The organism is Rothia sp. ND6WE1A (genome assembly GCF_001683935.1).
GTDB lineage: Bacteria > Actinomycetota > Actinomycetes > Actinomycetales > Micrococcaceae > Rothia > Rothia amarae.
Map to the genome: position 1 here is coordinate 1 of NZ_LXTU01000021.1, position 19198 is coordinate 19198.

At 53.2% G+C, this 19198-nt stretch carries 17 protein-coding genes and 1 pseudogene; 7 read left to right on the forward strand and 11 right to left on the reverse strand.

The window, feature by feature from the left end; all coding sequences use genetic code 11:
* Nucleotides 1-332 precede the first annotated feature (332 nt).
* Both A7E48_RS02140 and rsmA read right to left on the reverse strand, forming a co-directional pair.
* A complete protein-coding gene (locus tag A7E48_RS02140) occupies nt 333-1310 on the reverse strand; it encodes a 4-diphosphocytidyl-2C-methyl-D-erythritol kinase (protein ID WP_068168881.1) in 978 nt (325 codons plus the stop codon).
* A complete protein-coding gene (rsmA, locus tag A7E48_RS02145) occupies nt 1310-2164 on the reverse strand; it encodes a 16S rRNA (adenine(1518)-N(6)/adenine(1519)-N(6))-dimethyltransferase RsmA (RefSeq protein WP_222114704.1) in 855 nt (284 codons plus the stop codon). Before rsmA ends, A7E48_RS02140 begins: the two co-directional genes overlap by 1 nt.
* Before the next feature lie 184 nt (nt 2165-2348).
* Between rsmA and A7E48_RS02150 the strand changes: the two genes are divergently transcribed.
* Nucleotides 2349-3599, forward strand: coding sequence for a glycosyltransferase 87 family protein (locus A7E48_RS02150; RefSeq protein WP_068168885.1), 1251 nt, complete (start codon nt 2349-2351; stop codon nt 3597-3599).
* Here A7E48_RS02150 and A7E48_RS02155 read toward each other — a convergent pair.
* The 7 genes from A7E48_RS02155 to A7E48_RS11280 form a co-directional block, all read right to left on the reverse strand.
* Nucleotides 3578-4648 (reverse strand): TatD family hydrolase, encoded by a 1071-nt coding sequence (locus A7E48_RS02155; protein ID WP_068168887.1) that lies wholly within the window; start codon nt 4646-4648, stop codon nt 3578-3580. The two genes, A7E48_RS02150 and A7E48_RS02155, sit on opposite strands and share 22 nt — an antisense overlap.
* A 190-nt stretch (nt 4649-4838) precedes the next feature.
* On the reverse strand, nt 4839-5696 hold the full coding sequence (gene rsmI / locus A7E48_RS02160; protein ID WP_233125945.1) for a 16S rRNA (cytidine(1402)-2'-O)-methyltransferase: 858 nt from the start codon (nt 5694-5696) through the stop codon (nt 4839-4841).
* Between the two features lie 65 nt (nt 5697-5761).
* Nucleotides 5762-7342, reverse strand: a complete 1581-nt coding sequence (locus A7E48_RS02165; protein ID WP_068168921.1) for a phospholipid carrier-dependent glycosyltransferase — start codon at nt 7340-7342, stop codon at nt 5762-5764.
* Between the two features lie 156 nt (nt 7343-7498).
* Complete coding sequence (locus tag A7E48_RS02170) at nt 7499-8629, reverse strand: TIGR01906 family membrane protein (RefSeq protein WP_083147134.1); 1131 nt, start codon at nt 8627-8629, stop codon at nt 7499-7501.
* Between the two features lie 43 nt (nt 8630-8672).
* Nucleotides 8673-9974: an Ig-like domain-containing protein gene (locus A7E48_RS02175; RefSeq protein ID WP_068168890.1), complete on the reverse strand. Its 1302-nt coding sequence runs from the start codon at nt 9972-9974 to the stop codon at nt 8673-8675.
* A gap of 101 nt (nt 9975-10075) precedes the next feature.
* Complete coding sequence (locus A7E48_RS02180; protein WP_068168892.1) at nt 10076-10300, reverse strand: DUF3499 family protein; 225 nt, start codon at nt 10298-10300, stop codon at nt 10076-10078.
* A gap of 18 nt (nt 10301-10318) precedes the next feature.
* A complete protein-coding gene (locus A7E48_RS11280; RefSeq protein ID WP_068168894.1) occupies nt 10319-10792 on the reverse strand; it encodes a WhiB family transcriptional regulator in 474 nt (157 codons plus the stop codon).
* 428 nt (nt 10793-11220) lie between these two features.
* Here A7E48_RS11280 and A7E48_RS02195 point away from each other — a divergent pair, with 428 nt between their 5' ends.
* On the forward strand, nt 11221-11961 hold the full coding sequence (locus tag A7E48_RS02195; RefSeq protein WP_068168899.1) for a TIGR03089 family protein: 741 nt from the start codon (nt 11221-11223) through the stop codon (nt 11959-11961).
* Between the two features lie 187 nt (nt 11962-12148).
* On the opposite strand, the gene A7E48_RS02200 is transcribed toward A7E48_RS02195, so the two are convergent.
* Nucleotides 12149-12700: a GtrA family protein gene (locus A7E48_RS02200; protein ID WP_068168902.1), complete on the reverse strand. Its 552-nt coding sequence runs from the start codon at nt 12698-12700 to the stop codon at nt 12149-12151.
* 196 nt (nt 12701-12896) lie between these two features.
* On the opposite strand from A7E48_RS02200, the gene A7E48_RS02205 reads away from it, so the two are divergent.
* The 4 genes from A7E48_RS02205 (at nt 12897) to A7E48_RS02220 (ending at nt 17619) form a co-directional block, all read left to right on the forward strand.
* On the forward strand, nt 12897-14081 hold the full coding sequence (locus tag A7E48_RS02205) for a 5-(carboxyamino)imidazole ribonucleotide synthase (protein ID WP_255376889.1): 1185 nt from the start codon (nt 12897-12899) through the stop codon (nt 14079-14081).
* 63 nt (nt 14082-14144) lie between these two features.
* Nucleotides 14145-14768, forward strand: coding sequence for a 5-(carboxyamino)imidazole ribonucleotide mutase (gene purE, locus A7E48_RS02210; RefSeq protein ID WP_068168908.1), 624 nt, complete (start codon nt 14145-14147; stop codon nt 14766-14768).
* Between the two features lie 142 nt (nt 14769-14910).
* Nucleotides 14911-16533 (forward strand): LCP family protein, encoded by a 1623-nt coding sequence (locus tag A7E48_RS02215; RefSeq protein WP_068168911.1) that lies wholly within the window; start codon nt 14911-14913, stop codon nt 16531-16533.
* Nucleotides 16534-16563: 30 nt separating this feature from the next.
* Nucleotides 16564-17619, forward strand: a complete 1056-nt coding sequence (locus A7E48_RS02220) for a peptidoglycan bridge formation glycyltransferase FemA/FemB family protein (protein ID WP_068168913.1) — start codon at nt 16564-16566, stop codon at nt 17617-17619.
* Between the two features lie 70 nt (nt 17620-17689).
* Here the strand turns inward: A7E48_RS02220 and glpX are convergent, their stop codons facing one another.
* Entirely contained in the window at nt 17690-18727 is a 1038-nt protein-coding gene (glpX, locus tag A7E48_RS02225) for a class II fructose-bisphosphatase (protein WP_068168916.1), read from the reverse strand.
* A 199-nt stretch (nt 18728-18926) separates the two neighbouring features.
* On the opposite strand from glpX, the pseudogene A7E48_RS02230 reads away from it, so the two are divergent.
* Nucleotides 18927-19198: pseudogene (locus A7E48_RS02230) on the forward strand (DUF4245 domain-containing protein); the annotation flags it as partial.

The following is a 19198-nucleotide window of genomic DNA, read 5'->3' on the forward strand; positions in this document are numbered from 1 at the left end:
GTAAAATTTTAGAAAATTAATAGATCCTTTTTTGATATATTCTTCACCCAGTAAACCTATAATTAAAAAACCTGAGATAGCGAAAAAAATATCAACGCCTATGCCCCCGCCAGGGAGCCGAACTGCGTTCGTATGATGCATCATCACGAGTACCACAGCAAGAAACCGAAGCACGTCGAGTAGGGGCATATATTTAGAGGGAAGAAGCTTGGGGGGAAGCATGTGATTTATCCAGTTACTGTGTAGTGAAACAGGATAATTTTACCCTTAATCTCCTAAGTTCCGGAGTCTTTAGATGAACTATCATCATATCCACAGTTGTCTGTCGTTTATCAGGGCGCTTCTACCGCCACCGCTAAACGGCCCTTCCGTTTGAGCGCCGCCTCTAACTGGTGAGCGGACTCTGCCGAATCCATCAGGAAAGCAATAGTAGGGCCAGAACCTGAAACGAAAGAACTAATGATTCCTTCATGCTGAATCGCCAATGTCTTCTTCAATTCAGGAGCCAGCGCACACGCAGGAGCCGCCAAATCATTCTCGATATACCTGGCGATTTCACAGATCCTAGCAATCGGCGCGGACTGGGCTCGTAGCGCCTCCAACAGAGCCTCGGGCACCTCCAACCCGTTGGTCGACGGATAGTCGCCCACCGCGCGTCCACGGTCTAGCTCTGCAAAAACGTGCGGAGTAGATAACCCGAAAGAAGCAGGAACCATCACCAGATGCAAAGGCTGTATTGCCTCAGATAGTTCAACGGGGGTTAGCTGATCGCCCACCCCTAAACCTACCGAGATTCCTCCCTGTAAGGCGAAGGGAACGTCGGCACCCAATGGAGCCGCTAGCTCAAGCAAATGTTCTCCTGAGAGCTCTGTAGCGACGACATCGGTACGCACCAAATATTCGTTGACAGCAGCCATAGCCGCCGCGGCATCCGCCGAGCCGCCTCCCATACCACCAGCTACAGGAACAGCCTTTTCGATATGAAGATGAAGGGACACATCCTCAACAGATAGCCCCTGGGCATCTATCACAGCTAATGCTCCACGGTAGGCAAGGTTCTTTTCATCTAACGGAACCGAGGCAATATCAAACGCTCCGCTGGCTGCCATCTCAGCCAGAGGCGATTCCACTGCAATAGATATGCTCTGTGAAATCCCCTGGGAGATTCCCTCAGATACCGTCACTTTTTCTAGCAGAGAGACCGACGAGTACAAGCTAGCTACCGGGTGATAGCCGTTCTCTTGCACATCTCCTACGGCAAAGAAGAGGTTGATCTTTCCCGGTGCCGTTTTGCTCACCTGAACGGACATTATGCGTGCTTTCCTTGGGCAGCGATACTGCGTACGTCGAGTTGGTCGCCAATATTAAGCTCAGCGGCGGATTCCGCGATTTTCACGAAAGCGTGAATATCGAGTTTTTCGCCACGCAGTGAGGAATCAATACCCGCGTGATCGAGCACTTCACCTGCCAACGCAGATGAACCAGCCCATGTTGCGAGTGCAGCTCGCAGAGTCTTGCGTCGCTGGGCAAATGCCGCATCGACGATGGCGAAGATGAGCTCGCGCGGGACATACGAAAGGGGTTGTGTGCGGCGTTGAAAAGCTACTAGCCCTGACTTGATTTTGGGTGCTGGCCAGAAGACGTTTGTGCCAATCACGCCGGCTTTTTGAACCTCACAGAACCAGTTGGCTTTCACGGAGGGAACGCCGTAGATTTTTGAGCCCGGTTGAGCTGAAAGGCGGTCTGCAACTTCGTCCTGAACCATCACCAGGGCGTGCTGAATGGAGTCGAACTGCGCAAAGAGGTGGATAAGCACGGGGACTGCCACGTTATAGGGCAGGTTGGCGACTAAGGCGGTTGGGGTCTTGGGCAGTTCTGTTACTTTCATGGCGTCGTTGAGTACGACGTCGATGCGTGCTTCAGAGCCCGGGCGGAACTTTGCAATAGTGTGCGGTAGTTGAGCTGCCAAGGGCGGGTCAATCTCCACTGCCACCATGTCTTGGGCAGCGTCCAAAATCCCCAGAGTGAGCGAGCCGAGCCCCGGTCCTACTTCTAGAACCGTTTCGTCCGGCTTAATGTTCGCCGCAGCAACAATTCGGCGGATGGTATTAGGGTCAATCACGAAATTTTGGCCCAAAGTCTTGGTGGGGCGGATGCCGAGCATGTCGGCTAGTTCTCGTATTTCCTGGGGACCAAGGAGTTGCTGTTCAATCACGGCTCAAGTTTACCTAATATTGTGAACCTTATAAGGCGAAGTACCCATTTATAAGGTAGGTTTGTTATGCTCCCAGCCTGCTGGGGGTACTGTCTTATCGCCAATTGCTAGCGCACCGTGTACTGAGGAAAATATGTCTGAAATTTCTCCCCGCTCTCTCAGATCTTCCTTTTTCTCTCGATTAATGAGCTCTCCTGCCGTGATAGCGAGCGGTGCGTTTGTGGCAATTATTAGCCTGTTCCCTTTCGTATTCACCGACACCACGCACCTGCGCCCAGTTTTTGATTTGGCAGTCTACCGCGGGGCAATTGTCCACTGGTTAGAAACCGGTGACATTTACAGTTGGACTCTTCCGCCTGAGCATTATTACGGTTTCACCTACCCGCCGTTTGCGATTTTTCTCTTTCTGCCGATGGCGTTGTTCGATAGCTCCCGCACGCTCAATGTGGTGTTCTTAGGGGTCAATTCGCTGGCGCTGGTAGCAACGCTCGTGATGGTTTTTCGCTCGTTCCGCTTTCCACGCAATCTCTCGCTGGGGCTTTCTCTCTGGCTTTTCCCCCTCACGCTGTTGACCTTCCCCGTTCAGGGAAATATGTGGATGGGGCAAATCAACCTCATCATTTTGTTCTTGATTTTGGTTGATGCGCTCTTACTCACCGGCACTCGCTTTTCGGGTATTCTCAGCGCAATTGCCGCGTCTATCAAAATGACACCGGCGCTTTTTATTCTCTTCTTTATAGCCCGCAAGGACTGGCGCGCTGTCGCCCGTTTTATTCTCACTGGCGTGGTGGGCATCGTCATCAGCTTTATCTTCGCCCCGCAGGTGAGCTGGGAATTTTTTACCCGCCGCATCTTCGAGAGCAACCGGGTAGGTTCCATCGTTGAACCACTCAGTTTCAACATCCTCGGTGAAACATCGCGTCTCTTCTTTGAACCGGTAAATAGCATCTTGTTCGCGGTACTGGCAATAGCGCTACTGTGGGTAGGATTCCACTCCACTCGCCTGCTAATTCAGCAGAATGAGCGTTTGCTGGCCGCTTGCACCGTAGGGTTCTTAATGCTGATGGTCTCCCCCATCTCCTGGAACCACCACTGGGTGTGGGCAATACCCGCTATTCTCGGGTGCGCCCTCTACGGCTGGCACAAAGAAGACAGCGCTTATATGTTCCTCGCAGTTTCAGGCACCGTCCTCTTTTGCCAACGCTTCCAATCATGGTTCTCAGGCCACGGCTGGGACATCGGTTACTGGCCGCTGTGGACCGTAGCCCTACATATCCTGCCAGCTCTATGGACGACGGCGTTCATCACCCTGCCCTGGTTCCGCCAGCGCCGGGCGCGACGCGGTACTGCTGTACCTCAGAATCAGCTTTCCCAGAGCCCGTAAACGTTCTGAGAATTCTGTGCAATAGTCCTGCACAATTCTTCGAGGTCCATGCCCCGGTGCTCTGCCATGAACCGCACCGTGTAGTTGGTCATGTAGGAGGCATTGGGGCGTCCTCGGAACGGGTGCGGGGTCAAAAACGGGGCGTCTGTTTCCGCCAGAATAAGCTCGGGTCGTGCAAGACGTAGCGATTCCTGAATGCCTTTGGAGTTCTTGAAAGTAACTGTTCCAGAAAAACTCATGAACCAGCCCTGCTCATTGCAGATACGCGCTAGCTCGGCGTCGCCAGAGTAGCAGTGGAAGACCGTTTTCTCCGGGGCGCCTTCCTCGTGCAGAATGCGAACTACATCCTCATGCGCATCGCGGTCATGAATCTGTAGCGCCTTTCCGTACTTCTTTGCCAGGCGAATATGCGCACGGAATGATTCTTGCTGTGCGCCAATACCGTCTTCGCCCGTTCGGAAATAATCCAAGCCTGTTTCGCCAATGGCGCGTACCCGCTCATCCTGCGCGAGCTCCTCGATAGTAGCCAGCGCCGAATCTAACGTGTCTGCTTCCGCAAGCTGAGGAGCCTCATTAGGGTGCAAGGCAACAGCGGCAAGTACACGGTGATCTGCATGGGCTGCTGCCACAGCATACAGAGAAGAAGGTATATCGCAGCCCACCTGAACAATGTGCCCGATGCCTAAGACCTCCCCGGTATCGAGCGCATCACGCGCTAAAATAGCGACGTCACCGTCTAACAGATCCATATGCGTATGGTTATCAACAATGGGATACGGCAGAGGCTCGGGCGCCGGGGGGAAAACCAGGTTGCGGGAGCGCCCATTATCGCCAGTTGTCGAACGACGCCGAGTGCCCTCCCCCGATTCTTCGCCTGCCACGCTGTAACGCTCTGCCTCATAGGCAGGAGGAACCTCACCAGGAATGACGCCTGCGGGAGCAGAGAAAATAGACCTCTGTAGCTGTTCATCGGAGGGAACTTGCGCGCCCCACCGCTGCGCCAGCTCCAAGAAATGGTCGGTGGACATAGCACCTTGATCGTTGCACATGTTGTTCTCCTATTCGTCTCAGCCTCAGTATTGAAGGGAAATTCAAAAAGCGTATAGATGCCCAGCAAGTACAGCAAGGGTGAACTAACCTTCTCGCATAGCTCGCTAGTCCTCGCAGACGCGACTCATGCCAGTCCCAGCCGGTTCACCTTACTGCTGTGCGCTGGGCTTTCCCCGGTGAATAAAACCCTTATTCTTCGCGTGCCGCCAGCGTTGCCTCGTAGAGTTCGCGCTTGGATACTCCGAACCTCTCGGCAATCTCACCGGCTGCTTGTTTAAGCCGCATTCCGCCGTCCACCAGCTCTTGAACCTGCTCTGTCAGGTTTTCTGCAGACTCTGCCTCTGGTGCGGGGGCTCCTGCTACGACCAGAGCGATCTCGCCGCGAACTTGTGTATTTTGTGCCCACTGCCTCAACTCTGCCAAGGTTCCACGGATTACTTCTTCATGTAATTTTGTGAGCTCCCGGCAAACTACCGCGCGGCGGTCTTCGCCAAAGTACTGTGCGAAATCCCCCAGCGTGGCCGCGGTACGATGCGGAGATTCGTAGAAAACCATGGTTCTCTCTTCTGTCTCCAGCGATTTGAGGCGGCGAGTACGGTCTGAGCCTTTTCGCGCTAGGAACCCCTCAAACGTAAATCTGCCCGAGGGCAAGCCAGATACCGCGAGAGCAGAAAGAACCGCAGACGGTCCCGGAGCAACGGTTACCGGTAATTCAGCCTCTGCTACCGCCTGCGCTGCTGCGTAACCGGGGTCAGAAACAGTAGGCATACCAGCATCAGACATGAGCAATACCATCTGCCCAGCCTCTACCGCCTCAACAATCTGGGCAGAACGGGCGCTCTCGTTGTGGTCATGGTTAGTGATGACGCGCCCACGCGTGTGCACACCCAGCCCCGATGCAAGACGGCGAAGGGTGCGAGTATCCTCTACCGCAATAACATCTGCGGTTGCTAAATATTGCTTCAACCGGTCAGTGGCATCGCCCAAGTTCCCAATAGGAGTACCTCCCAAAATCAGTACGCCACCTTCATGGCGAGAGTGACCCACCGGCGCAGGCTCAAAATCCTCTAGCGGTTCTTCTGGTACTTCTTGTTCATCGTGCACGGTATCTCCTAAATCCAAGCGTCAAACCACATGCGCAAACGCCACTGGTCATAAGGAATTGTTTGGGCGGTCCAAATGGGCCAAAAGTGAATAGAAACCAGCAAGACGGCGACCACAAACAAACCGACGACCAGCAGTCCCAGCTGCTTGCGGCGTCGCGAATCGCCCCGGCGTCCCAGCGCCAATCCCAACAAACCTGCCAACATCAAAATGAGATAGGGTTCAAAAGAAAGCGCATAGAAATAAAACATGGTGCGCGTGGGGTAAGCGAACCAGGGGAAATATCCCACGGCAAAGACCACGAAAAGGGTCCCAAAGCGCCAATCCCGTCGGACCAGCCAGACACCCAACGCAAAAACTGCCACGATAATAAAGGACCACCACAGCAGCGGATTACCAATGTTTAGTACCGCTTCAGAGCACTTAGATACCGTACAACCGTGAGTACCCAGCGTAGGTGATTCGTAGTAATAAGATGTGGGCCGCCCCAGAATCAACCACTCAGGAGCAGAAGACTGATAGGTATGGGGCGTGCTCAAACCATTGTGAAATTCAAACGCCGAGCGGTGGTATTCCCATAAAGAACGCAGTGTCGGCGGTAACCATTGCACACCTTCAGAAGGGTGATTCGCCGCCCACTGGCGGTTATACGCAAAATCAGAGCGGAACCAGCCGGTCCAGGTAGCAAGGTATGTCGCGCTACCGACCACGATGAGGTAGAAGAAAGCGGGGACGCCATCGAGCACGACGCCGGGTACAAACCAGTTTTTTACCCCGGTCATACGGCGGGCGTTGAGATCCCAAAAAACTGTAATGAGGCCAAAGATTGCGATGAAGAAAAGAGCGTTCCATTTGGTGCCCACCGCGAGACCAGCGCAGATACCAGCCAGCAGTCGCCACCATCGGAAGCCCAGCCAAGGACCATACTTCATGAACGCGTCTTGGGGCAAACCCCCGTGCAGAGCAGCATGTTCAGAAATTCGCGCTGCTAGACGTCGTCGAGCCTGTTGCCTATCCAAAAGTAGGCAGACAAACGTGGCGAGGATCCAGAACATCAAGAATATATCGAGCAGGGCGAATCGGGACTGCACCAGGTGTAAGCCATCTACCGCTATGAGTAGTCCCGCCAGAGAAGCCACGGTCACTGAACGGAACAGAATCCAGCCCGCCAGCATGATGAGCGCCACCGAAAGCGTGCCGGTCAAGGCAGCGGCAAAGCGCCACCCCAGGGGGTTGTTATCGCCAAAGAGCATCATCCCCAGCGCAATCATCCATTTACCAACCGGTGGATGAACGACGTACTCGCCCGTTTCCTGTATGCCGGTGGGATGCCCCGCTACGAACGATTGGTTAGCGTCCTCGGCCCAGTTGCGTTCATACCCAAAATGCAGCATCGAGAAAGCATCTTTGGCGTAGTAGGTCTCGTCGAAAACTATGGCGTTAGGGTTCGAAAGATTCCAAAAACGCAGGGCTCCCGCCAAGAGGAGAACCAAAAGTGGGACTACCAACCCCAGCCGGGGAAAGGGCACGCTGGTAACAGCTAAACGCGCGCGCAAGGCGGCATCGGTGAATGCCTCCGGCAACGTCATCACCGCGCGGTGTGCTCCCCCGCCTGCGGTGGGCAAAGCCTGGGTTTCGGTTTCAGTTCGTCTCATCATCACCTGAGCAATTCTACAAGCCTGCGGACGGAACACAGGCGGCTTACCCCTACGCTTCGCTGTGGATTCGCTGATGAGCAGTGTGCTTTAGACGCCCTCAGTCAGACGACGGCGAAGTTCCAATCGTTCTTCGGCGCGTCGTTTTGCCAGCTCACGGCGATATTTAGTCGGCCAGGTCAGGGCTAGCAGTAGAAGCGAAATCAACAAAGTAATAGCCGCTACCGCAATTGCTGCATCCACCCAGAACTGTGGAGGATACAGGCGAATCAGCGTATCTGACATGCGGAACTGCCAGTTACCCTGTGGGAACAGCACATGGTGGAAGGTTTCAAAGAGGGTTTCCCAGCCCAGGGCGCCTAGAACACCAAGTGCAATCATCAGCACGAGAGCGATGAGTGCTCCAGCAAAGAGTGATTTTCGGATAACGCCCGGAGCGCGGTTGCGTAGTGAACGTGATGCCAACAGAGCCAAAACAACCAGAAGTAGTGTGCCTAAGGTCGCCCACCATAGCACCATCTTGACGTCGCTCATATGCCCTACCTCGCTGGAGAGGAACAGGTTATGCCCGCCCGCTGTTTTGAGATTGGCTAGATAACTCTCAGGTGCTAGGTTCCGCACATAGTCCATGCCGTAGGAGCCGTAAGTCATACGCTCGTCGGGGGAAAACCCATAGCTGTCCTCAGGAAATCCTGGGCGATGGTACGTCAACCAGAGGAAAGGAGCAGACGCCACACCTCGGATAGCTAGCATGAGAGTCACAAACGGAATAGTGAGTGCGATAAGCGTTGCCCGCAGTTTCAGGGCTTTCGGGCGATCTTTGACGGCAATTTCCCGCACTTCCGCTCGTCGCTGAGCTTCTTCCTCTTTCTCCGCAATAGTAGAAAACCGCACCGACTGATCGACCGGAGCAGCGGAAGAAACGGAAGTAGCTTCTGAGCCGGTAGTCTTCTCTTCAACTTTCTCGCCAGAGAACGCTACCGGTTTGAACGGCTCCACCGAGTCAACCGGGGAATCATGCCCACCGAAAACAGAATCTGCCGTCCCTGATACCGCCGCAGAATCTACCTTGTAGGTTCTCTCCGCGCGTCGAGCATTTAGCAGCTCGTCGGCAGAAGCGGTTGACGCCGCAGGCTTCTTCGAAGAAATAGCAGGAGACAGTTTGCTCCATTCGTTGCCCTCAGATGCGGAAACTGAGCCTTTAGTCGATCGTAATGCCACCTAAATCTCCTCACCGCGCCTGCGGCAGTCGTCTTCCACTTTTTTACCAGTTGCCCTTCCAGGACGAATCCTGGTAGTGCTCGAAAGGAATGTTCCAATCCCCATAGCCGTCATCGGGGTCTGCTTGCGGGTAGTCGGTGTTGACCGTTTCTACAATGTCGCCGGGGTTGAAGAGGTCAAAGAAATATTTAGCGTCTTCCGGCATCATGCCAATGCACCCGTGGGACACATTTGCTACACCTACGTAAGGGTAGGCACTGGGTAGAGCCTGGTGCACGAATACACCTGACTCGGTCAGACGCGACACATTAGTAGCCCAGAACGGCTCGTAGTAGTGGGGATCCCCTTCTTTGAGTTTCAAAGAAGTGGGGTTAAAGAAGTATTTATCAGCCTGTTCCAATACCACAAGCTGACCAACGACCGAGGGCCATTCGGGATTACCCAGTGTCACCAAGTTTTCGTGAACAAGTTTGTCATTGACATACAGCTTGGCTGTCTTGGTTTTGTTATCCACGAACGCGTAGTGCTTATCTGAGGTCGAGAAATTACGGGTGACATTTCCATTGCCAATCATGCCGTTGCCAAGATCCAGCCCCAAGATATTCGCCTGAATCTTTATAGCTGAGTTCGCTGCCCAGTAGTTTTCCGGGCGATAGCGTGCCATATAGTCCGAGTACCAGCGCATTTTGCCGCGCTGGTCCCCGCCACCGGTTACCTTGATAGCTTTTTCAATTTCCGCCTTATTCACCACAGGCTCAGAGAAATTGAACTCGATGATTTGCCCGACGCCGTAGGTGGCGCCTTCAACAACATTGATGGATACATCGGCTTCGTTAGCTGCCGAGACAGTAGAAAAGGTTGATTCGCCCGAGCCTTCAGCACCCTGAGAATCTTTTGCTTTCCAGCTCACAGTATAGAGCGAGTCAAAGGCGAGAGGTTTCGAGTTGGTCCACTCGTTTCCTGCTTTATTGAGCGTGCCGGGCGCATCTACCGGTGCTCCCTGGGCGTCAACGGTGGTCAGTTTTACCTCGGTCAAGGTGGAATCTTCGGTAGTGACTTTGATGGGAGTCACCGGATTAATTTCTACTTCTTCAGCGGTAGGAACAACCTTTACCACACCAGAAAATTTAGGAGCCTGCGTAGGGGTGGGGCTAGAGGCTGCCGATGCCGAATCGCTCGCAGTACTCGAAGTTTGCTTCTGGTCTGCGCCACAAGCGCTCAAGCTGAGGGCGCCAACGCCGATGAGGGAGGCAGTCAAGAACGGACGGCGGCTCATCTGCTGAGAAACAAAGAGGGAATCTTCAGACTGGTTTTTCTTCTGGGATGGATTCGGCGACTGGTGCATGAATTGACCTAACCTTTTATAACTAAATAAGAGTGATTACCTGGAGGGGAAATACGAAAAGATTCCTCGCACCTCGCGGGGGGAATCTTTGCATACAGGTGTTAGAGGGAGGAAGACTCAGAGCCGAGACCGTGATCTCGAACTACTTCCCACCCCTGAGGGGCGGTGAGACGATCGGCATGGAATTCGCACAAATCGTAAGCATGGGGTTCACGATGTTCGGAGAGTGCACCAATAATCGCCTTAGACTCGCTGTAGGCGTAGTACAGGGTGAAGACCGCTTCTCGTGAGCATGTCTGGCGTGAACAGGAACGAGCCTGAGCCATGTCAAAAAATCCTTTACTTTAGACTGCCTGCTTGCGCAGACGACGACGCTCGCGTTCTGAGAGACCACCCCAGATACCAAAACGTTCATCATTTTCCATAGCGTACTCTAAGCATGCTTCGCGCACTGGGCACTGACTGCACACGCGTTTTGCATCCCGCGTGGAGCCGCCTTTTTCAGGAAAGAAAGCTTCAGGGTCGGTCTGGGCGCAAAGGGCGTCTGCCTGCCATGCTAGCTCACCTTCTTCGCCGTCTGTACTGTATAGACCAGCAGCTTGCTCCCAGAGAGAAAGTGCTTCTGGGTCAGATGAGAACAAGTCAATGTTCTTTTGGTGTATTGCCTGTTGTTGAGGCTTTTGAGGCGAATCTGCCGCAGCGAGAAACGCGTTTGCCTGTTCTTCGAGGTATTGAGCCGAGTGCATAGTATTTTGCTGGGCTTTATAACTCAAGCTTTCGGTATTTTCACCATTTGCTTGGGGGGAGTACAAGCCCATTTTTCGTCCCTTCCGTATCCCTATTTTGGAGGTTTGAACGTTGTTATCCAACGCAGGCGCATAACACCCTCAGAAATATCGGCATCCCTTTCCGCGGAGAGAGGGCAAACTGCGAAATTTGCTCAACCTCATGCATGCCATAGAACATGCAAGTCAATCCACGAAAAAAGAGACACCGAAATTACTCTGCATATAATTACACGCGTGTAACGTGCGTTTCGTCAAGCTGAGGGAAAAAATTTCCTCAAAATACGGGTAATAAACTCAAAAGTTTGAACATATTTGTGGTATTGATTCCAAATACTTGCAGAAACTTCATCCATATGCCGTTGAACAACAAAAAGTGGGGAAATTGTTGATATTTCGGCGGCTGTCCGGAAAATTCTTGCAGTATTACATGGGGTGTTTTGTGGGTAAAATAGGGGCTCATGAGCGCAAACACTTCTTCTTTCAAAAATCTTGAACAACTTTTTGTCACGGTGCGAAATTTTCAAACTCCCGCTTTGCTTTGGTACTCAGCTGCCAGCGAGCGCATCGAGCTTTCCGGCAGGGTGTTGGATAATTGGGTGAGCAAAAGTGCAAATTTTTTGGTGGATGAGTGCGATCTTGAATCAGGCTCCCCCATTGATGTTCCCATGGGCGTTCATTGGCGGTCTTTAGTAATCGCCTTAGCGGCACTGCGTGTAGGCGCGACCATCTCTTTCGAGGTAGATTCTGCCGACGTTCTTTTTTCCTTTGATTCTGCGGTGGTAGAAACTTCAGATGCCGAGTATCCCGTGATTGTTGATAGGGGTTCTCTAGCTCCTCGGTTTATGGGCGAGGTACCTGCAGGGGCTCTTGATTTTTGTGCTGAGGTGAGAGCTTTTGGCGACGTCTATTCGGGGTTCGAGACGCCCGTGCCCAGCCGCGTTGCTATGGGCGGGCTGTCTTATAGTGTGTTGCTGGAGGCAGTTTCCACTCAGATTATTGCTCTTGGTGAGGAGTTGGGTTCGGCTTCTGCCGTTCAGTTTACTGCGCCTGCGGTTTTGACTGCTGACTACCTGATTCAGGTTCTAGCGGCTGTGGCGATGGGGCGCGGCGTCGTGATCTTGGATCCGACGATTCAGTGGGATCAAGCGAAAGTTGAGCAGATTCTTGCCCAGGAACGGGCAGTACCGCTGGTCTCCTAAGGAATGAGAGATACTATCCTTCCGCAGTGAATTCGTTTCAAGGTAAAAACCCAGCAAGCGCAGCGCAAAGATGAAGTGGCTGGGTCTGGCATGAATCGCATTAGTGAGCGCTAGCGAACCCATGCGAGAAGGTTAGTTCACCGTTGCCGCGCTTGCTGGGTGGCGCATAGAGCCCTGTAAAAGAACTTTAACGCTTTTTCATGTCGGGGGTAATCACCGGGAGTTTGCCGGTCATGGCATCGGTGGCTTCATCTAAGAAACGCGCGATGGATTCTTCACGGGTGCTCTCTTCCTTGCCCTTGTCTTTTCCAAAGACCCAGAAGCGGTACATGAAGTAGCGAACGATGGTTCCTAGTACGGTACCGATGATGGTACCTGAGATAAAGGATGCGGTAGCGGATGTAAGGCCCAGGGCGTAGTAGCTGACCAGCACGCAGGCTAATTCCACGCCGATACCGATGGCGTTGACAATGGCGAATTCCACCGCTTCACGCCATTTGTTCTCGGTACGCTTTTCGCGGAAGGTCCAGAGGCGGTTCATCACCCAGGAGAAGATGGTGGCGATGATACCAGCGATGACTTTTGCTTTACCGTGGGAATCTGCCATGACCGAGTGCATGAGCGTCCATGTAACGGTTGCGTTGACGATGAATGCCAAACCGCCGACTGTAGCGAACTTGAGAACCTCTTTGATGAAGAGATGCCAGACATATGTGAAGCGTTCGCGAAGATTAGACACTCAAACCCCTGTGGTGATTCTGTTGAAGACAATTCCCCTATTTTAGTGGCACGCTTGGCATTTTAGCCCCTTATCGACAGGGCATGAGGGATTTTTTTCAAGATGTAAAGTCTGCTATGTCATTCTTCGAGGGAAATCTTGAGCATTTTTTCTTTCAAGGTGAAGAACACGGTAGCCTAAAGGGGTGATTTACCCTGTGACTGGACCAAAAATTGGCGTTGTTGGCGGCGGGCAGCTTGCTCGCATGATGGCTCCTGCAGCTCATGAGCTCGGCTTTGATTTAGAAATTCTTGCTGAGTCTGAGGATGTGTGCGCGGTACAGGTTGTGCCGCACGCTCCTGTGGGCGACTATAAAGATTTTGATGTTCTCTTGAACTTTGCACGCGATAAAGATGTGCTGACGTTCGATCATGAGCACGTCCCTACTGATTTCTTACAGAGACTGATTGACGAAGGGGTCAATGTTCAGCCCCGCCCAGGTGCGCTGGTGCATGCTCAGGATAAATTGGAGATGCGCAGGGCTGTTGAACGCTTGGGTCTGCCTAACCCTCGGTGGGCAGAGGTGAAAACCCTCGATGAACTGCTGTCCTTTGGCGATGAAATTGGTTGGCCGGTCGTCCTCAAAACTCCGCGTGGCGGTTATGACGGCAAGGGCGTTTTGGTGCTCGATGACGCCGATCAGGCGCGCGGTGCCGACGTCGCCCGTTGGTTCGAGCAGCTCCCCGAACGCACTGATTTCTCCTCTTTGCTGGCGGAGGAAAAAGTTCCCTTTACTCGTGAGCTGTCAGCTTTGGTGGCGCGCCGAGATTCTGATGAGGTCAAAGCCTGGCCTGTTGCCGAATCAATTCAGGTGAATTCGGTGTGCGATGAGGTTATCGCCCCTGCGCCCGGTATTTCAGCAGAAACTGCCCAGGCGGCGTCGCAGGCAGCGATTACCCTCGCTACTGAGCTAGGCGTGACCGGTGTGATGGCGGCTGAACTTTTTGAGGTTCCCGGCAGCGCGCAAGGATTCTTAGTGAATGAGCTTGCTATGCGCCCGCATAACTCTGGGCACTGGACTCAGGACGGCTCCGTTACCAGTCAGTTTGAGCAGCATCTTCGTGCAGTTCTCAATCTTCCCTTGGGTGCTACTGAGGTCAAGGGTGAAGTTGCCATCATGAAAAACTTCTTGGGCGGAAGCAATGAAGATATTTTCGGCATGTACCCTGCTGCTCTCGAAGAAGATCCCCGTGCCAAGATTCATTTTTATGGCAAGGGCGTGCGTGCCGGGCGCAAGATTGGTCACGTCAATATTGGCGGGAAATCCGATCAGGTCGAGGAACTACGTCAGGCAGCAACCCGCGTCGCCAATATACTCTCCCACGGAACCGCAGAACTTTAGACCCTAAAAAATAGCTGACGGTCGCTGCTAGGTAGCGACATCATCCACAGAAAGGGGAGCCTCATGAGCTCACCATACACCGCAGATGCACCTCTCGTTGGCATCGTTATGGGCTCAGATTCCGATTGGCCCACGATGGAAGCTGCCGCAGAAGTTCTCGAAGAATTCGGCATTCCCTACGAAGCCGATGTGGTCTCCGCGCACCGTATGCCTGAAGACATGATTTCTTACGGTAAGCAAGCAGCCGAACGCGGCATCCGCGTTATTATCGCTGGCGCCGGCGGAGCGGCTCACCTGCCCGGTATGCTGGCATCTGTCACTCCTCTGCCCGTCATCGGTGTGCCAGTACGCCTAAAGAACCTTGAGGGCATGGATTCTTTGCTATCTATTGTGCAGATGCCAGCCGGTGTGCCCGTAGCGACCGTTTCTATCAACGGCGCCCGCAACGCAGGACTGCTGGCTTTGCGCATCCTAGGTTCAGGAACCGACGATTTCGCCGAGCAGGTTCGTTCAGATCTCATGAATTTCGCCTCAGATCTTCGCCAGTCCGCTATGGACAAGGGCGCATCCTTGCGTACTAAGGTCTCCGAACGCTCGGATGAGGATGAGCAAAGCGAGCGTCGTCCAGCAGTGAAGCAGAGTGATTTGCTCGCTGGTGCAGACGATATTAAACCCTACGCTCCTTAGCATTAACATTCCCACACGTGAAAATTTGCACCTCGTATGAAGCTAGGATTTTCCGGGGTGTTCACAGAATATTTTTGTAGGCTGGTCGAGAAGACATGCTGTTATCTTCTCGACCACCGCAGTTTAACCAGCAGGAGTTACCGTGCACAGCGAAGACTTTAACGACGTGCGTCCAGCACCTCGGAAGGGATCTGCTCAGCAAGAGTCAGCTCGTGGGATCCGGCAAAGGCAGTCTCGTCAACCGGTTATTTCAGCAACCAGAGTGCGGGGGCAAAAACTAGGGCAGGAGTCTTTCTCAGACCCCATTAATTACCCTGAATTTTCTTCAGACAGCACCAAGGTTAAACGTGCCTGGCTGTTCATGGCTCTCACCTTTTTTATCCCCGGAGCTGTGCAGCTGATTACCGATAGAAAGACACTGGGACGACGCGCTCTCACCGTAACTTTAACGGTGTGGGCTGTGGTTCTGCTGGCGATCGTTTTGGCAGTAGTTCGACGCACCTGGTTATTTTCGCTATTTACCCATAACTTCACCCTGGTCGCGCTGGTCATTGCGCTCGTGATCTTGGGACTGGGTTGGCTCTATCTTTTTCTCGATACCTTGCGCGTCATCAAGGTTCGGCAGCTTCCTCAGAGGGCTAAAGTTCCAGTGATTCTCGGTTTGGCTGCCATGATGTTGGTGGTCGGCGGCGGGATTGGCTACACGGCATACGTTGCTAATACGGGCCGTGGCGCGCTCAATAAAATCTTTGCTGGTGGTACCGATCTCAAAGAAGAAAACGGGCGTTACAACATTCTGCTCATGGGTGGCGACGCCGGTGCCGACCGCGTGGGTCGCCGTCCAGACTCAATGACGGTGGTATCCATTGACGCCGATACCGGTCAAGCGGTCACTATTTCGGTTCCACGTAACACTCAGAATGCGCCGTTTTCTCCTAACTCGCCACTCTGGCAGGTCTACCCCGAAGGCTTCAATTGCGGAGACGAGTGTATTATCAATGCGCTCTACACCGATGTGATGCAGAATCATCAGGACCTCTATCCCGATTCCAATGATCCCGGGGCTGAGGCGACTATGGACGCCGTCTCGGGTGTGTTGGGCATTGAGGTCAACAATTACATGCTGATTGATATGGACGGTTTCGCCCAGCTCATTGATGCTCTAGGAGGCATCACTATTGATGTGGGTGGTCGTGTTCCCATCGGTGGCGGTACTGATTTGATGACCGGTCAAAAGAACCCCATCGACGGTTATATCGAGCCTGGAGTGCAGAAGCTCGATGGCTTCCATGCTCTGTGGTACGCGCGCTCCCGCGAAGGCGCCACCGACTACGAGCGTGAGGCGCGGCAACGCTGTGTTCAGGCAGCTATGCTTAAGCAGATGAATCCCACCAACGTCCTCTCCAAGTTCGGTGATATTGCCGCCTCTGGTGAGCAAATTGTCGAAACTAATATTCCCGAAAATTCGTTGAGCGGTCTTGCTGATATAGGTTTGAAGTCCAAGGACTTCCCGCTGATTCAGTACGCTGCAGGTCCGCCTTACTACAGTGATACGTTCCCCACCTACCCCGATTTTGATCAGCTCCATGCCGATGTGCAGAAGGTACTGCAGGACTCTAAGGACGGCATCCAGCCCTCTGGCGTAGCAGAAAATGCTGGGTTCTTTGGAGGAGATACATCAGCTCAGGGGGCTCCGCTGACGTCAACAGTGGAGATTCAGACCGTAGCCGAGCTCTCGGAAAACGGTACTTGTTCGGTTCCCTAAACCCCAGGTGAACCCGGTAAGCTGGGTTGCATGAGTAATATTCTGCAGTCAGAAGTATGGGCTAAATTTCAGGAGTCAAACGGCCACCGGGTCTTCCGCGGTGAAGGTGACGGATGGCGCTATATCGCTACCTTAGAGGGCGGTAAGACCGGGCGTTATCTGTATGCCCCGTACGGACCTGAAGCAAACAGCGCTGCAGCGTTTGATGAGGCAATTGCTGATTTGAAGCGCGTGGCTGCAGAGAATAAATGCTGGTTTATTCGAGTGGAACCTACGGACTCCTCCATCTGGGGTGAAGGCTCTGGCGAGGAGTTCTTGAAGAATCGCGGGTTCAAACTGTCGCCTCGTCAGATTCAACCCGGTCACACTCAGGTGATTGATTTGGAGCAGTCTGAAGAAGAGATTCTCAAGGCAATGCGCCCCACCAACCGCAACCTGCACCGCAATATCCACAAAAAGGGTGTGACGTTCGAGGTTTCCCATAACCCCGAGGACATCGACATCCTCACCAAGTATTTAGAGCAGACCGCTCAGCGCAACGATTTTAACCGCCAGCAGGACGACTATCTCAAGCAGGTAGCACGCGTCCTGATGCCTGAAGACGCCGCGCGGCTCATCATTATTCGCAGCGAAAATGGTGAAGCTATCGGCTCCACGTTTGTCTACGATTCGGATGATACACGCACCTACGCTCACGCGAGCTACTCGTTTGAGCACCGCAAGCTCAGCGCTAATAACCCGCTGGTCACCACCATGATTTTTGATGCCAAGAAGAAGGGTCTGAAATATGTAGACCTCTTTGGCATCGCCCCTAATGATGATCCCGACCACGAGTGGGCAGGCTTCACCAAATTCAAGAAATCATTTGGCGGACGCTCAGTGGTTTATCCTGGCACCTGGGATTTGCCGGTTTCGACTAACGGCTATCGCGCTTACGAGGGAATTCGTGCCGCTCGTGAAAGCCTGGGCAAGGCACAGAAGACCGCACGCCAGCAGGTTATCCCCCAGGCTAAAAAGCTGGCGGGTAAGGCGAAAAATACCGCGGCATCCGTGGTGAGCACGGCTAAGGCTCGCCTGAAGAAATAGGTAAAAACGCTCTTTAGAGAGAAAGGCTCCACCTGCAGGTGGAGCCTTTCTCTATGCCCACATATTGGGTTTAGAAATCGTATTCATCGGTCATACGAACTTCAGACTTACGGTTGAGGAGCTTATCCCAGCGGCTCAAATCGTGCTGAGCTTCGACCGTACGGACGGTACCTGACTGCGCACGCATAACGATTGAATGGGTAGTAATGGTCTTACGTCCGTATCGAACGCCGCGTAGCAACTTGCCATCGGTGATACCGGTTGCTGCAAAGAAGCAGTTATCCGAGGTCACCAAATCATCGGTGGTAAGCACGCGGTCGAGGTCGTGACCGGCGTCCAATGCCTTCTGTTTCTCGGCGTCATCGGTAGGAGCCAGGCGACCCTGAATAATTCCACCTGTTGCTTTGATAGCGCAGGCAGCGACAATACCCTCAGGAGTTCCGCCGGTTCCCATCATCAAATCGACGCCGGTACCGTGGCGAACAGCGGCAATCGCGCCGGCGACATCGCCGTCCAATATCATGCGAGTACGCGCACCGGTTTCGCGGATTTCTTCAATGAGCTTGGCGTGACGCGGGCGATCGAGTACGCACACGGTGAGCTGATTGACCGGCTTGCCCAAAGCTTTAGCGGTCAAGTGCAGGTTCTGTTTAACCGGCAAACGCAAGTCCACCAAATCAGCAGCGTCGGGACCAACTACAAGTTTTTCCATGTAGAACACTGCAGAAGGATCAAACATGGTTCCGCCGTCTGCCACAGCAAGAACTGATAAAGCGTTATCCATACCCAAAGCTGTGAGACGAGTGCCATCAATAGGATCTACCGCAACGTCAAACGCTGGACCGGTTCCATCGCCCACATATTCACCGTTGAATAGCATGGGAGCTTCATCTTTTTCACCTTCGCCGATAACGACCTGCCCATTAAAACGCACAGTAGAAAGACGGTAGCGCATCGCATCTACTGCTGCGCCGTCTGCTTTGTTTTTATCTCCTGCACCCACCCATGGTGCTGATGCGATAGCTGCTGCCTCTGTTGCTCGCACCAATTCCAACGCCAAGTTTCGATCTGAGTAAATTTCCTGCTGGCCAGTCAGATTTTCTGACATATAATCCTCACCCTCGAGTATTCTGTCCATCGCTTATGCGGCGATTACTGAGCATCGTTGCTCTATGCTACTTCTCCACCATAGTTGGCTTAAGTCTCTGTCGCCTCTCTATAAGCTATTTTTAAGTAGATTTGGCGTTAATTTTGCACAAGCTCCCGCGCATTTAGATTTTTTGCTCGCTCTCAGGGACAATAAACGAGTGAGTATTAACCCTGAGGAACTTCCCAACCATCCCACAGAGTCTGCCTCCGCAGCCTCGTCTGCTTCTGCCCCTCAGTCGGCAGAACCGGAGGTAAAGCCGCAGATTACCGAAAAGCAAGCGGCTCGAATCAATGCCCCAGCACGCAACATGATTATTTCCATGCTGGTGATGATTGCTCTGTTGGTGCCTTTCCTTTTGCTGGCGCCCCAGCTCACCAACTCACAGAATCATTACGACCCCAACGTCGATCTACACGGCACCGCCTATAA

What these genes read in the sequence shown, in the direction of transcription:
- purE (WP_068168908.1), top strand. Translation starts at nt 14,145, where the DNA reads ATGAGCTCACCATACACCGCAGATGCACCTCTCGTTGGCATCGTTATG.
- A7E48_RS11280 (WP_068168894.1), bottom strand. Translation starts at nt 10,792, where the DNA reads ATGGGCTTGTACTCCCCCCAAGCAAATGGTGAAAATACCGAAAGCTTG.
- A7E48_RS02165 (WP_068168921.1), bottom strand. Translation starts at nt 7,342, where the DNA reads ATGACGTTGCCGGAGGCATTCACCGATGCCGCCTTGCGCGCGCGTTTA.
- A7E48_RS02155 (WP_068168887.1), bottom strand. Translation starts at nt 4,648, where the DNA reads ATGTGCAACGATCAAGGTGCTATGTCCACCGACCATTTCTTGGAGCTG.
- A7E48_RS02195 (WP_068168899.1), top strand. Translation starts at nt 11,221, where the DNA reads ATGAGCGCAAACACTTCTTCTTTCAAAAATCTTGAACAACTTTTTGTC.
- A7E48_RS02140 (WP_068168881.1), bottom strand. Translation starts at nt 1,310, where the DNA reads ATGTCCGTTCAGGTGAGCAAAACGGCACCGGGAAAGATCAACCTCTTC.
- glpX (WP_068168916.1), bottom strand. Translation starts at nt 18,727, where the DNA reads ATGTCAGAAAATCTGACTGGCCAGCAGGAAATTTACTCAGATCGAAAC.
- rsmA (WP_222114704.1), bottom strand. Translation starts at nt 2,164, where the DNA reads ATGCTCGGCATCCGCCCCACCAAGACTTTGGGCCAAAATTTCGTGATT.
- A7E48_RS02175 (WP_068168890.1), bottom strand. Translation starts at nt 9,974, where the DNA reads ATGCACCAGTCGCCGAATCCATCCCAGAAGAAAAACCAGTCTGAAGAT.
- A7E48_RS02180 (WP_068168892.1), bottom strand. Translation starts at nt 10,300, where the DNA reads ATGGCTCAGGCTCGTTCCTGTTCACGCCAGACATGCTCACGAGAAGCG.
- A7E48_RS02150 (WP_068168885.1), top strand. Translation starts at nt 2,349, where the DNA reads ATGTCTGAAATTTCTCCCCGCTCTCTCAGATCTTCCTTTTTCTCTCGA.
- A7E48_RS02220 (WP_068168913.1), top strand. Translation starts at nt 16,564, where the DNA reads ATGAGTAATATTCTGCAGTCAGAAGTATGGGCTAAATTTCAGGAGTCA.